The 13,147-nt window shown below is 76.1% G+C and carries 11 protein-coding genes; 5 read left to right on the top strand and 6 right to left on the bottom strand.

All coding sequences use genetic code 11. The annotated features are described in order from the left end of the window. Positions 1-36: 36 nt before the first annotated feature. Positions 37-747 (bottom strand): response regulator transcription factor, encoded by a 711-nt coding sequence (locus tag E4A51_RS14735; RefSeq protein WP_070318865.1) that lies wholly within the window; start codon positions 745-747, stop codon positions 37-39. Then, complete coding sequence (locus tag E4A51_RS14730) at positions 744-2,033, bottom strand: ATP-binding protein (RefSeq protein ID WP_070318864.1); 1,290 nt, start codon at positions 2,031-2,033, stop codon at positions 744-746. Before E4A51_RS14730 ends, E4A51_RS14735 begins: the two co-directional genes overlap by 4 nt. A 148-nt stretch (positions 2,034-2,181) precedes the next feature. Between E4A51_RS14730 and phoU the strand changes: the two genes are divergently transcribed. After that, complete coding sequence (gene phoU, locus E4A51_RS14725) at positions 2,182-2,856, top strand: phosphate signaling complex protein PhoU (RefSeq protein ID WP_046530066.1); 675 nt, start codon at positions 2,182-2,184, stop codon at positions 2,854-2,856. A gap of 178 nt (positions 2,857-3,034) precedes the next feature. Here phoU and E4A51_RS14720 read toward each other — a convergent pair whose 3' ends face one another. After that, positions 3,035-3,775, bottom strand: a complete 741-nt coding sequence (locus E4A51_RS14720; protein ID WP_046531123.1) for a phosphoglyceromutase — start codon at positions 3,773-3,775, stop codon at positions 3,035-3,037. 72 nt (positions 3,776-3,847) lie between these two features. Next, positions 3,848-5,182 (bottom strand): glycosyltransferase, encoded by a 1,335-nt coding sequence (locus E4A51_RS14715; protein WP_134852217.1) that lies wholly within the window; start codon positions 5,180-5,182, stop codon positions 3,848-3,850. Between the two features lie 319 nt (positions 5,183-5,501). On the opposite strand from E4A51_RS14715, the gene E4A51_RS14710 reads away from it, so the two are divergent. Beyond that, positions 5,502-6,809 carry a sensor histidine kinase gene (locus E4A51_RS14710; protein WP_134852216.1) on the top strand — a complete coding sequence of 436 codons (1,308 nt, stop codon included), beginning with the start codon at positions 5,502-5,504 and terminating at the stop codon, positions 6,807-6,809. Beyond that, the gene (locus E4A51_RS14705; protein WP_087508381.1) at positions 6,806-7,450 is read left to right on the top strand and encodes a response regulator transcription factor; all 645 of its coding nucleotides are present in this window, start codon (positions 6,806-6,808) and stop codon (positions 7,448-7,450) included. The genes E4A51_RS14710 and E4A51_RS14705 overlap by 4 nt, the downstream gene beginning before the upstream one ends. 151 nt (positions 7,451-7,601) lie before the next feature. Here E4A51_RS14705 and E4A51_RS14700 read toward each other — a convergent pair whose 3' ends face one another. After that, entirely contained in the window at positions 7,602-8,684 is a 1,083-nt protein-coding gene (locus E4A51_RS14700) for a beta-propeller fold lactonase family protein (protein WP_167748929.1), read from the bottom strand. A gap of 265 nt (positions 8,685-8,949) precedes the next feature. Continuing rightward, positions 8,950-10,245: an ROK family transcriptional regulator gene (locus tag E4A51_RS14695; RefSeq protein WP_134852214.1), complete on the bottom strand. Its 1,296-nt coding sequence runs from the start codon at positions 10,243-10,245 to the stop codon at positions 8,950-8,952. A gap of 98 nt (positions 10,246-10,343) precedes the next feature. Here E4A51_RS14695 and xylA point away from each other — a divergent pair, with 98 nt between their 5' ends. Further along, on the top strand, positions 10,344-11,534 hold the full coding sequence (gene xylA / locus E4A51_RS14690; RefSeq protein ID WP_134852213.1) for a xylose isomerase: 1,191 nt from the start codon (positions 10,344-10,346) through the stop codon (positions 11,532-11,534). A gap of 146 nt (positions 11,535-11,680) precedes the next feature. After that, positions 11,681-13,120 (top strand): xylulokinase, encoded by a 1,440-nt coding sequence (xylB, locus tag E4A51_RS14685; RefSeq protein ID WP_070318862.1) that lies wholly within the window; start codon positions 11,681-11,683, stop codon positions 13,118-13,120. Positions 13,121-13,147 lie beyond the last annotated feature (27 nt).

Genomic DNA, 13,147 nt, shown 5'->3' with positions numbered 1-13,147 from the left:
AGACGCGCGTCCGGGTGCGACGTGCGTCACGGCACGTCAGTCCTCGGTGCCGTCCGACAGCTTGTAGCCGAGCCCGCGGACCGTGGTGAGCAGCGTCGGCGCGGACGGGTCCGCCTCGATCTTCGCGCGGATGCGCTTGACGTGGACGTCGAGCGTCTTGGTGTCGCCCACGTAGTCCGAGCCCCACACACGGTCGATGAGCTGGCCCCGCGTGAGCACGCGGCCCGGGTTGCGCAGCAGCATCTCGAGGAGCTCGAACTCCTTGAGCGGGAACGGCACGAGCGCGCCGTCCACGTGCACGGTGTGCCGGTCGACGTCCATGCGCACGTGCGCGACCTCGAGCGTGCCGTCGTCCTCGCCGTCGTCCGACGGCGCACGGCCCGCCGCCTCGCGGCGCCGCAGCACCGCGCGGATCCGCGCGAGCAGCTCGCGCGACGAGTACGGCTTGGTCACGTAGTCGTCGGCGCCCAGCTCGAGGCCCACGACCTTGTCGATCTCGTCGTCCTTGGCCGTGAGCATGATGACCGGCACGTCGGACTCCAGGCGCAGCCGACGGCACACCTCGGTGCCCGGCAGTCCCGGGAGCATGAGGTCGAGCAGCACGAGGTCGGCGCCGTGCTCGGCGAACGCGTCGAGCGCGTCGGGGCCCGTCGCGGCGGTCACGACGTCGTAGCCCTCGCGGCCGAGCTGGTAGGACAGCGGGTCGCGGTAGGACTCCTCGTCCTCGACGAGCAGGATGCGGGTCACGGGGTGCTCCTGGAGAGGTTCGGCGGCGTGCGCGGCTCGCGGCGCGCCGGGGCGTCGGTCGGGTGGTCGGGTGCGCCGGGCGCACCCGGCGTCGACGAGGTCGTGCCGGCGGCGTCCGGCGCGTCCGCGGCGGACGCGTCCGGCGCGTCGTCGCCGCGCGCGTCGGCCACCGGGAGACGGAGCGTGAACGTCGAGCCCCGGCCGGGCTGCGACCACACCGACACGTCGCCGCCGTGGTCCGCCGCGACGTGCTTGACGATCGACAGCCCGAGCCCGGTGCCGCCCGTGTCGCGCGAGCGCGCGGGGTCCACGCGGTAGAACCGCTCGAACACGCGGTCCTGGTCGGCCTCCGCGATGCCGACGCCCTCGTCGACCACCGCGATCTCGACGAGCTCGCCGCGGCGCCGGACGCCCAGGCTCACGCGCGTGCCCTCGGGCGAGTACGCGACCGCGTTGTCCAGCAGGTTGCGCACGGCCGTGACGAGCAGGTTGTGGTCGCCGAACACCGTGACCCCGCGGTCGCCGCCCGCCGCGATGCGGATCTGCTTGGCGTCGGCGCCCGTGCGCGCGCGGTCGACGGCCTCGGCGACGACGTCGTCGACCCCGACCGCCTCGACGTCCTCGAGCGCGCCCGCGACCTGCAGGCGCGACAGCTCGATGATCTCGTGCACGAGCGCCGACAGCCGCGCGGCCTCGGCGCGCATGCGCCCGCTGAACCGGCGCACCGCCTCGGGGTCGTCGGCCGCGTCCTGCACGGTCTCGGCCAGCAGCGACAGCGCACCCACGGGCGTCTTCAGCTCGTGCGACACGTTGACGACGAAGTCGCGTCGGATCGCCTCGAGCCGGCGCGCCTGCGTGAGGTCCTCCGCGAGCAGCAGCACGTGGTCCGGCGTCACCTGCGCGACCCGCACCTGGACCATGAGCCGCGCCGGGCCGACCGGGCCGCGCGGCACGTCGAGCTCCTCGTCCCGGATCACGCCGTCGCGGCGCACGTCCGTGACCATGTCGCGCATCGCGGCGTGCACGAGCCGCCCGTCGCGCACCAGGCCCAGCGCGTGCGCGGGCGGGCTCGCCCGCACCACGCGGTCCTGCGCGTCGAGCACCACGGCCGCCGAGCGCAGCACGGCCAGCGTGCGCACCAGGCCGTCCTCGAGCTCCGGCTCGGGCTGCGGCGGCACACGGCGCTGCTCGCGCTCGCTCCACCGGAACGCCGCCATCGCGACCGCGCCGACGAGGACGCCGAGCACGCCCGCCGCCAGCGGCACGGCATCCAGGAACCACTCCACGGGGCCACACTAGGCGCGGCTCCGCGGGGCTCCGCGCCACCGACGGCGCGGGACCACGAACCGCCGCCGGCTGTTCACCTGCCGGGCGGCGCTCGTTCACCGACGCGTGCCACCGTGTGGGCTGCACACGCGCAGGGAGAGGGAGCACATGCGGGACATCTTCGAGGCCGAGCTCACGCAGCTCGGCCAGGACCTGGTCGCCATGGCCGGCCGGGTCGAGCAGGCCATCAGCAGCGCGGGTATCGCGCTGCTCACCGCCGACCTCCAGCTCGCCGAGTCCGTGATCGCCGACGACCTCGCGATCGACGCGCTCGAGCGCGACCTCGACGACCGCTGCGTGCGGCTGCTCGCGCAGCAGCAGCCCGTCGCGACCGACCTGCGGGTCGTCGTGTCGGCGCTGCGCATGAGCGCGTCGCTCGAGCGCATGGGGGACCTCGCGCGGCACGTCGCGCAGGTCGCACGGCTGCGGTACCCCGGGACGGCCGTGCCGGCCGGGCTCGAGCCGACGTTCACGCAGATGCAGGACGCCGCCGTGCGCGTCGCCCGCCGCGTCGCGACCCTGCTGGAGACGCGGGACATGGCGCTGGCCGAGTCGATCCAGCAGGACGACGACCTGCTGGACGCGCTGCACTCCGACACGTTCACCGCGATGCTGTCGGGCCCGTGGGAGCGCAGCACGCAGGAGACCGTCGACGTCACGCTGCTGGGCCGCTACTACGAGCGGTTCGGCGACCACGGCGTGTCCGTCGCGCGGCGCATGGTCTACCTGGTGACGGGTGACCTCGCCGACGCGCTGGACCCGGCCGCGGTGCGGGGCGCCTGACCGGCACCCGTGCCGTCCGCGGGGCCGACCGCCCCGCCACGGACGACGAGGCGTCCGTCCCGGGGAGGGGGCGGGCGCCTCGTCGCGTCCCGGCCCCGGGGGGCCGCACCGACGACGACGGCCGGCCCACCCGTGGGTGGACCGGCCGTCGTCGTGCGTCAGCGGTGCGTCAGGGCGTTCAGCGACCCTGGTTCGCCACGGCCGCGATGGCCGCCTCGGCCGCCTCGGGGTCGAGGTACGTGCCGCCGGGGTTCGTCGGCTTCAGCGTCTCCTCGTCCAGGTGGTAGACGAGCGGGATGCCCGTGGGGATGTTGATGCCCGCGATGGTCTGCTCGTCGACGTCGTCGAGGTACTTGACGATCGAGCGGATCGAGTTGCCGTGCGCGGCGACCAGGACCGTCTTGCCGGACTTCAGGTCGGGCACGATCTCGGCGTCCCAGTACGGCAGCGCGCGCTCGAGGACCTGCGCGAGCGCCTCGGTGCGCGGGATCGGCTCACCGGCGTAGCGCGGGTCCTGGTCCTGCGAGAACTCGGTGCCGAGCTCGATCTCGGGCGGCGGCACGTCGTACGAGCGGCGCCAGAGCATGAACTGCTCCTCGCCGTACTCGTCGAGCGTCTGCTTCTTGTTCTTGCCCTGCAGCGCACCGTAGTGACGCTCGTTGAGGCGCCACGAGCGCTTCACGGGGATCCACAGGCGGTCGGCCACGTCGAGCGCGTAGTTCGCGGTCGTGATCGCGCGGCGCAGCAGCGACGTGTGCACGACGTCCGGGAGCACACCCGCGTCCGTCAGGAGCTTGCCGCCCCGCTTGGCCTCCTCGACGCCCTTCTCGGAGAGGGGGACGTCGACCCAGCCGGTGAACAGGTTCTTCGCGTTCCACTCGCTCTCGCCGTGGCGGAGCAGCACGAGGGTGTAGGTCATGACCTCCATCCTGCCGCAGCCCGGCGGGCCCCGCAGGGACGTCCGTCCCGCGGTCCGCGGGACGCGCGCGGGTCAGCGACGCGCCTCGCCCGCGACCGCGTAGACCTTGAGGAGCTGGTCCGCGGCCGTCGTCCACGCGTACCGCTCGGCGACCCGCCGCGCGCCCTCGGCCCAGCGCGCGCGTCGCCCCGGGTCCGCGAGCGCGTCGGCGAGCGCGTCGGCCCACACCGCGGGGTCGTGCCCCGGCACGAGCCGGCCCGACACGTCGTCGTCGACGACCGTGCGCAGCCCGCCCACGGCGGCCGCGAGCACGGGCGTCCCCGTGGCCTGCGCCTCGACCGCGACCAGGCCGAACGACTCCGAGCGGGACGGCATCGCGACGACGTCGGCCGCGCGGTACCACGCGGCGAGCTCGTCGCGCGGCGCCGGCGGGCGCACCACGACGTCGTCGTCGACGCCGAGCGTCACCGCGAGCGCGAGCAGCTCGCGCACCGCCGTCGGACGCCCGCTCGGCCCGCCCAGCACCACGAGCTGCGGCACGGGACGACCCGTGGCGCGCAGCACGCCGAGCGCGCGGACCAGCACGTCGGGCGCCTTGAGCGGCTGCACGCGCCCCGCGAACAGCACGACCGGCCGGTCGGTCGGCAGGCCCAGGCGACGCCGCGCGTCGGCCCGCGCGCCGGGGCCGCCGGGCCGGAACCGGTCGAGGTCCACGCCCGGCTCGACGACGTGCACGCGCTCCGGGTCCGCGCCGTACAGCTCGACGAGCTCGCGCGCCTCGACGGGCGTCGACGCGACGAGCGCGTCCGCGTCCGCGACGACCTGCTCCTCGCCGACGACGCGCACGGTCGGCTCGGGCGCGTCACCCGGGCCGAGGTTCGCGTTCTTCACCTTCGCGAGCGTGTGCGCGGTGTGGACCAGCGGCACCTCCCAGCGCTGCGCCGCGATCGCCCCCACCTGGCCCGACAGCCAGTAGTGCGAGTGCACGACGTCGTACCAGCCGGGCCGGCGCGCCGCCTCGGAGCGCAGCACGCCAGCCGCCATGCCGCACAGCACGCCGGGCAGGTCGTTCTTGTCGAGCGCCTCGAACGGGCCGGCCGGGACGTGGTGCACCAGCACGGGCGGCGTGACGCCCGGCGGCACCTCGTCGGCCAGCAGGACGCCCCGCGCGTCGGCGTCCGTGAGCCCGCGCCCCGCGGCGTCGGCGCCGTCGAGCACCACCGTCTCCGGCACGTCGGACCGGGTGGCGCGCGTGAACACCTCGACGCGCGCACCCCGCGCCGCGAGCGCGTGCGCGAGCTCCAGCACGTACACGTTCATGCCGCCCGCGTCGCCCGTGCCGGGCTGGTCGAGCGGCGACGTGTGCACCGAGAGCATGGCGACGCGCGGCGCCCGGTCGGTGGTCACCCCCCATTGTGGCCCGCCGTCGGGGCGAGCACGCCACCGGTGCCCACCGGCCGGACCCGCCGCTCCGGCGCGCACCCCGGGCGCCGACGGACACGGTCGCGGCTCGACGGACAGCCGCGCGCCGCTGTCCGTCGTCCGCACGGGTGTCCGTGGACGCGCGCGGCGGGAAGGCGCGGGGGGGCGGGAGGGCGCGCGGGCCGCCGGACGCGCGGGGCGGGAGCGCGCGGGGACCACCGTCGGGGACCTCCCTCGCACGGGGGAGGACGATCACCCCGCCGGGGGTGGGTCGGGACACCCCGGTCCCGGGACCATCGGTGCCATGACCTCCGCCGTCGCCGACCACCCCGCCCCTGCTCCCCCAGCCGTCGTGTGGCTCGCGGACCGGTGGCGGCGTGTCGACCACGCGGCGCTGCTGACGCGCGTGACCGCACTGACGCTCGCTCTCGCGGTCGCCGTCCTGCTCGCGGGCACCCCCCTGTTCCTGCCCGACGCCGTCGGCAGCTCCTCCTGGGCGGAGGCGCTCGTGCGCCAGGGCTGGGCGTCGAGCGACGAGCACCGGTTCGGCCTCGTGGCGACCTGCGCCGGGCTGCTCGGGGTCGTCGCCGTCCTGCTCGCCGTCCGCCTGCCGTGGCTCGCGACGGTCGTCGCGCTGGTGCCGTTCGCGCTCGTCCCCCTGTACGGCACGGCGCTCGCGTCGTCGTGGCTCGCGGTCGCGGCGGTCGCGGTGGTCGTCGCGACGTCCCGCCCGATCGTCGCTCTCGTCCCCTGGGCGGCAGCCGGTGCGATCGGCGTCGCCTGGGCCCACGGGTTCGACCCGACGGGTCGCGGGGGTATGGCGGCGTTGTTCCCGCACGGCCCGGGCTACCCGTCCACCGGCCCCGCGGGCGTGGAGGCGGGGCTCGGCCTGGCCGCGTACGCCGCCGGTGCGCTGGGCGTCGCCGCGTGGCTCGGGCACGCGCTACGGACGGCCGCGGCCCGCACACGGCAGGCCGTGATCGCGGCAGACGACGCGCGCGCCGAGAGCGCCTTAGTCGCCGAGCGCACGCGCCTGGCCCGAGAGCTGCACGACGTGGTGGCGCACCACGTGTCGCTCGTCGCCGTCCGCGCCGAGAGCACGCCGTACGGCGTGCCCGACCTGGATCCCCGCGCAGCGCAGGCCTTCGCGTGCATCGCCGACGACGCGCGCACCGCCCTGGCCGAGCTGCGGCACGTGCTCACGGTCCTGCGTCGCGGCGACGACGCGCCGCTCGGGCCGCTGTCCGGCGCGTCCGACGTCCCGGCCCTCGTGGCGGCGGCCCGGGGCGCCGGTCAGGACGTCACGGTGGAGGGCGGGTGGCCGGACCTCGCCGGCGGGGTCGGGCACGTGCTGCACCGGGCGGTCCAGGAGGGTCTGAGCAACGCGCGACGCCACGCACCCGACGCGGCGGTCCGCCTCGTCCTGGCGGCGGACGGTGGGGTCGTCGGGTTCCGCATGAGCAACGCGGTCTCCGTGAGCGCGACGGGCGTGCCCGCGCACGGGCTCACGGGCATGCGCGAGCGCGTCGAGGCGCTGGGTGGCTCGGTGGCCACCGAGGTCGACGACGGTACGTTCGTGCTCGTGGTCACCCTGCCCCTCGACGCGCCGTGACACGGGTCGTCGTCGCCGACGACCAGCCGGTCGTCCTCGAGGGCTTCACGACGATCCTCGGCGCGACGTCCGACCTCGAGGTCGTCGGCACCGCCCGTGACGGTGTCGAGCTCGTGACGCTGGTCGGCGCGACGCGGCCCGACGTGGCGCTCGTCGACGTGCGCATGCCCCGGCTCGACGGGATCGCCGCGACAGCGCGTGTCCGCGCCGCGCACCCCGGCACGCACGTGATCGTGCTGACGACGTTCGACCTCGACGAGTACGTGACGCGCGCGCTGCAGGCGGGCGCGTCGGGGTTCCTGCTCAAGGACGTGCCCGCGGCGAGGCTCGTCGAGGGCGTGCGTCTCGTCGCCGCCGGGGCCCTGCTGCTCGGACCACGGGTGGCACGGCACCTGCTGGCCGACGTCGACGCCGCACCCCGTCGTGAGGTGCCGGGCGTGGACCGGCTCACGCCCCGCGAGCGCGAGGTGCTGACGGCCGTCGCGGGCGGGCTGTCGAACGCCGAGGTCGCCGAGCGGCTCGGGATCGGCGAGCAGACGGTCAAGACCCACGTGTCCGAGCTGCTGCGCAAGCTCGCCCGCCGCGACCGTGCGCAGCTCGTCGTCGCGGCGTACGAGGCGGGCGTGGTCGTCCCCGGCTGACGGCCGCCGCCCCGGGCTGCGCAGCGCTCGCTCCGCCGACGGACAGCCGGGCGGACGACGAACAGCCGCGCGCCGCTGTCCGCCGCGCCGTGCAGGTGTCCGTCGACGCGGGGTGCGGTGTGCGGGGTGCGGCGTGCGGCGTGCGGCCGCGTCAGGCGGTGACGACCGGCACGACGCACGCCGGCGAGCGCAGCGCGACCTCCGCCACCTGGGTGCCGTCGGGGCCCTGCACGACGAGCGCGTGCGCGTCCTGCAGCGCGACGACCGTCCAGCCGTCGACGACCGCGAGGTGGCGGGGCGTCGGGCCTGGCAGCGGCGCGGTGCGCGGCTCGCCGAGCGTGCCGTCCGCGCGGACGTCGTAGGAGGTCACCGCGTCCGGGCCGCGCAGGCCGAGCGCGCGCACGCCCAGCAGCAGACGGTCGCCGTCGAGCAGCACGTGCGACGGCGACCGGCGCACGCCGTCGGCCGCCTCCGCCGGGGGCACCGCGGGCACCGTCTGCCGGGGGGAGCCGGTCGCCGACGCCGCGTCCCAGGCCAGCACGTGGACGGTCGCGTCGAGCTCGCCCGCGACGTACAGGTGCGCGCCGTCGGAGGCGAAGGCGACGTGGCGCGGGCCGGTGCCGGGCGGCAGCACGGCCGCCACGCCGTCGGCCACGAGGGTCCCGTCGGCCGCGCGCGCGTAGCGGCGCAGCTCGTCGGTGCCGAGGTCGGCCACGAGCACGTGGCGGCGGTCGGGCGTGAGCGCGACGAAGTGCGCGTGCGGGCCCTCCTGGCGATCGCGGTCCGGGCCCGACCCGGTGTGCGGGAGGACCTGCGCGGGCACCCCCGCGGCGGTGACCTCCGGGCGGAACGCGCCGTCGGGCGTCAGCGGGACGACCGCCAGCACGCCGTCGACGTAGCTGGCGACGAGCAGCGCGTCGTCGACGACCAGCAGGTGGCACGGCGCCGAGCCACCCGACGTCACGGTCGCGCGGGGCACGAGACCGCCGTCGGCGGTGACCTCGAACGCCGTGACCGTGCCCCGCTCGCTCTCCCCCACGGCGTACAGCCAGCGGCCGCCGGGGTGCGTCGCGACGAACGTGGGCGCGGGGGTCTCGACGACGGGCCGCGGCTCGCCCAGGGCGCCGGTGGTGCGGTCGAGGTCCACGCGCCAGATCCCCTCGCCGAGCCCGGCCTCGGTGCCGATGCCGGCGTGCGGGAAGGTGCCGATCCACAGGGGTGTCGTCGCGCTCACGGCGACGACCCTACGCAGCCGCGCCGTGGTCGACGCAGCCACCAGGACGTCGACGGACCGCACGGGCGGAGCCGGCCGCGGGCGCCCACCGGTAGCACCGGCCGGCGGGCGTCGTGCCGGAGCTCGGACCGTACCGTCCGCGACCTGGGACGTGGCGCCACCGAGACCGGGCTGGGGTCGCCCGTCGGCCCCCGTGAACCACGTCAGCCCGGTCTCGCGACGAGCCGATCCCGGCATGCGGACGCAGACGCGCACGCCCGGCGGGTCAGGGCGTCGCGGCGATCCAGGGGGTGGGGTCGGCGACGACCGTGCGCAGGACGGCGAGCGCGCCGCCCGTCATGGCCGGGTAGTCCCCGGAGCGCGAGCGGGACACCGAGGGCGACGACCAGTCAGCGAAGATCACGCGGTCGGCGAGCGCATCGGCCACGGCACCGCGGACCTCGTCGAACACGAGCCCGAACGTGCCACCCAGGACGATCTCGCTGACGTCGACGACGTTGGCGACGGTCGACACCGCGAGCCCGAGCCAGCGCCCGGCGGCGCGCACGGCCTCGAGTGCCACCGGGTCACCCGCCGCGACGGCCGCGACGACCTCGGCGAACGGCGCCCCGGGTGCCAGGCCCGCGGCGCGCGCGATCGCGTCCTGCCCGGCGCGCTGCTCGAGTGAGACGGGTGCGCTCGCACCCGGGCCGGCGTCGACGACGACGTGCCCGATCTCGCCGCTCCAGCCGTGCCGGCCGAGGAAGATCTCGCCGTCCAGCACGAGCGCACCGCCGACGCCGACCTCGCCGGACACGTAGAGGAAGGACGGCGCGACGGGTCCGCGGCGCGCGTGGGCCTCGGCGCGCGCGGCGAGGTTGGCCTCGTTGGCGACGCGCGGCGGCAGGCCCGCGAGCACGGGGTGCGCCGCGAGGCGCGCGACCACGTCGACGTCGCGCCACCCGAGGTTCGGCGCGTAGCGCAGCGGTCCGGTGATGCGGTCGACGAGCCCCGGCAGCGCGAGCGCGGTCCCGGCGACGCGCACGCCGTCGGCGGACAGCGCGGCGAGCACGGGGCCCGCGAGCGCGGCGAGCCGGTCGAGGACGGTGCCGGGGTCGCTCGCGCGCAGGTCGGCGCGCTCGACGGTCTCGACGAGCACGTCGCCCGCGAGGTCGACGGCGCGCAGCCCCAGGTAGTCGACGTTGACCTCCATGCCGACGCCCGCGACGCGGCCGGGTGCGGGCGCGAGCGGCACGGCGGGCCGGCCGGCGCGCGCGACGACGACGGGGTCGAGCTCGCGCACGAGCCCGGCCTCGATGAGCACGTCGACCAGGCCGGTGACGGTGCCGCGCGACAGTCCCGTCGCGGCGGCGATCTGCGCGCGCGACGGGGGCTCGGTCGCGTCGACGACCTGTGCGAGCGCGACCGACAGGTTGTGCGTGCGCATCTGCGCCTGCCGGGCCGCGCGCTGCGGGTCGGGCACGCGCTCGGCCGCCCGGCCCTCCCGTGTGCGGGGCGTCCGGGGACGCTCCGCGGCGACGTCGCCGGGGGCGGCGTCGGGTGCGTCGTCCGTCCTCGGCATGGCTTGACCCTACCGAGACCGCGGGATAAATTCATCCCGAGAACAAAACCGGGGTCGCCATCGACGCGCCTCCGGACCGCACTCGACGTGGAGGCGTCATGGTTCGCAAGCCCACCCCCGACGACAAGTTCTCGTTCGGCCTCTGGACGGTCGGATGGAACGCGCAGGACCCGTTCGGGGCCGCCACCCGCCCGTGGCTCGACCCGGTCGAGTCCGTGCACAAGCTCGCCGAGCTCGGCGCGGCGCACGTGACCTTCCACGACGACGACGTCGTGCCCTTCGGCTCCTCGGACGCCGAGCGCGAGAAGATCCTCGACCGCTTCCGCGGCGCGCTCGCCGAGACCGGCATCACGGTCGAGATGGTCACGACCAACACGTTCACGCACCCCGTCTTCAAGGACGGCGCGTTCACGTCGAACGACCGCCGTGTGCGTCGCTACGCGCTGCGCAAGATCCTGCGCAACGTCGACCTCGCCGCGTCGCTCGACGCCGACACGTTCGTCATGTGGGGCGGCCGCGAGGGCGCCGAGTACGACTCGGCCAAGGACCTCTACGCCGCGCACCAGGCGTACGCCGACGGCATCGACACGGTCGCCGCGTACATCAAGGAGAAGGGCTACAAGCTGCGCATCGCGCTCGAGCCCAAGCCCAACGAGCCCCGCGGCGACATCCTGCTCCCGACGATCGGGCACGCGCTGGGCCTCATCGCCAAGCTCGAGCACGGCGACATCGTCGGCCTCAACCCCGAGACGGGCCACGAGCAGATGGCCGGCCTCAACTACACGACGGGCCTCGCGCAGGCGCTGTGGGCGGACAAGCTCTTCCACATCGACCTCAACGGCCAGCGCGGCATCAAGTACGACCAGGACCTGGTGTTCGGCCACGGCGACCTGTTCTCCGCGTTCGCGACCGTCGACCTGCTCGAGAACGGCTTCCCCGGCGGCGGCCCGAAGTACACCGGCCCGGTGCACTTCGACTACAAGCCCTCGCGCACCGAGGACTTCGACGGCGTCTGGGAGTCGGCGCGCGCCAACATGGCGACGTACCTGCTGCTCAAGGAGCGCGCGATCGCGTTCCGCGAGGACCCCGAGGTCCAGGAGGCCGTCGAGGCCGCCGGCGTGCTCGAGCTCGCCAAGCCGACGCTGGACGAGGGCGAGTCGCTGGCCGACTTCCTCGCCGACCGCTCGGTGTTCGAGGACTTCGACGTCGACGGCGTGGCCAAGCACGGCTTCGGCTTCGTGCGCCTCAACCAGCTCGCGCTCGAGCACGCGCTCGGCGCGCGCGGCTGACCCCAGCACCACCCGACGCCCGGGGAGCCTCGCGCTCCCCGGGCGTCGCCCGTCCCCGGCACCCGACGTCCGAGCGGGCCGGCAGGACCCCCGCTCGGACACCCGACGCCCGGCACGCCCGGGCCGCTCGCAGAGGAGCACACGCGATGACGCTCGTGGCAGGTGTGGACTCGTCCACGCAGTCGTGCAAGGTGGTGGTGCGGGACGCGCAGACCGGTGCGCTGGTGCGCCAGGGCCGCGCGAAGCACCCCGACGGCACCGAGGTCCACCCCCACCACTGGTGGGACGCGCTGCAGGCGGCGATCGCCGACGCGGGCGGCCTCGACGACGTCGAGGCGATCAGCGTGGGCGGGCAGCAGCACGGCATGGTCGTGCTCGACGCCGACGGCGAGGTGGTCCGCGAGGCCCTGCTGTGGAACGACACGCGCTCGGCGCAGGCCGCGCTGGACCTCGTCGCCGAGCTCGGCGACGGTGACGCGGCCGCCGGGGCGCAGGCGTGGGCGTCGGCCATCGGCTCGGTGCCCGTCGCGTCGCTCACGGTCACGAAGCTGCGCTGGCTGCGCGACGCCGAGCCCGAGAACGCGGCGCGCGTCGCGGCCGTGGCGCTCCCCCACGACTGGCTCACCTGGAAGCTCGCCGGCGGCATGGCCGAGGTCGGTCTCGACGGCCTCGTGACCGACCGGTCGGACGCGTCCGGCACGGGCTACTGGTCGCCGTTCACCGAGGACTACCGCACCGACCTGCTCGAGCTCGCGCTCGGCTCGACGCCGCGCCTGCCGCGCGTGCTCGCCGCGAACGAGGCGGGGCCGGTGGCGCCCGGATTCGCGCTGCGGCCCGTGCTCGGCCCCGGCGCCGGCGACAACGCGGCCGCGGCGCTCGCGCTGGGCCTGCTGCCCGGCGACGTCGCGGTGTCGCTCGGCACGTCGGGCGTCGTCTCCGCGGTGGCCGCCGCGCCGACGGCCGACGGCTCCGGTCTCGTCACGGGCTTCGCCGACGCGACCGGTTCCTACCTGCCGCTCGCGTGCACGCTGAACGCGTCGCGCGTGCTCGACGCCGCGGCCCGCATGCTCGGCGTCGACCACGCGGGCCTGTCGCGCCTCGCGCTGTCGGCCCCCGCGGGCGCCGACGGCCTCGTGCACATCCCGTACCTCGAGGGTGAGCGCACGCCCAACAAGCCCCTGGCCACGGGCGCGCTGCACGGCATGCGCCTGGCCAACACAACGCCCGCGCACCTCGCGCGCGCGGCCGTCGAGGGCATGCTCTGCTCGCTGGCCGACGGCATCGACGCGCTGCGCGCGGTCGGCGTGCCGGTCGAGCGGGTCTTCCTCATCGGCGGCGGCGCGCAGTCGGAGGCCGTGCGGCACGTGCTGCCCGGCATCCTCGGGCTCGACGTGCAGGTGCCCACCCCCGGCGAGTACGTCGCCGACGGCGCCGCACGGCAGGCGGCGTGGGTCCTGTCGGGCCAGGACGCGCCGCCCGCGTGGTCGGCGTCGACCGGCGCCGAGGTCATGACCGGCACGCCCGAGCCGCACGTCCGCGCGCAGTACGCCGCGGCGCGCGAGCTCACGGTCGACCGCCCGGCCTGACCCCCGTCCCGGGACGACGAAGGGGCC

The sequence above is a fragment of the Cellulomonas sp. HD19AZ1 genome, from assembly GCF_004535805.1.
Taxonomy (GTDB): Bacteria; Actinomycetota; Actinomycetes; order Actinomycetales; family Cellulomonadaceae; genus Cellulomonas; species Cellulomonas iranensis.
This window is presented reverse-complemented; position numbering and strand designations above follow the sequence as displayed.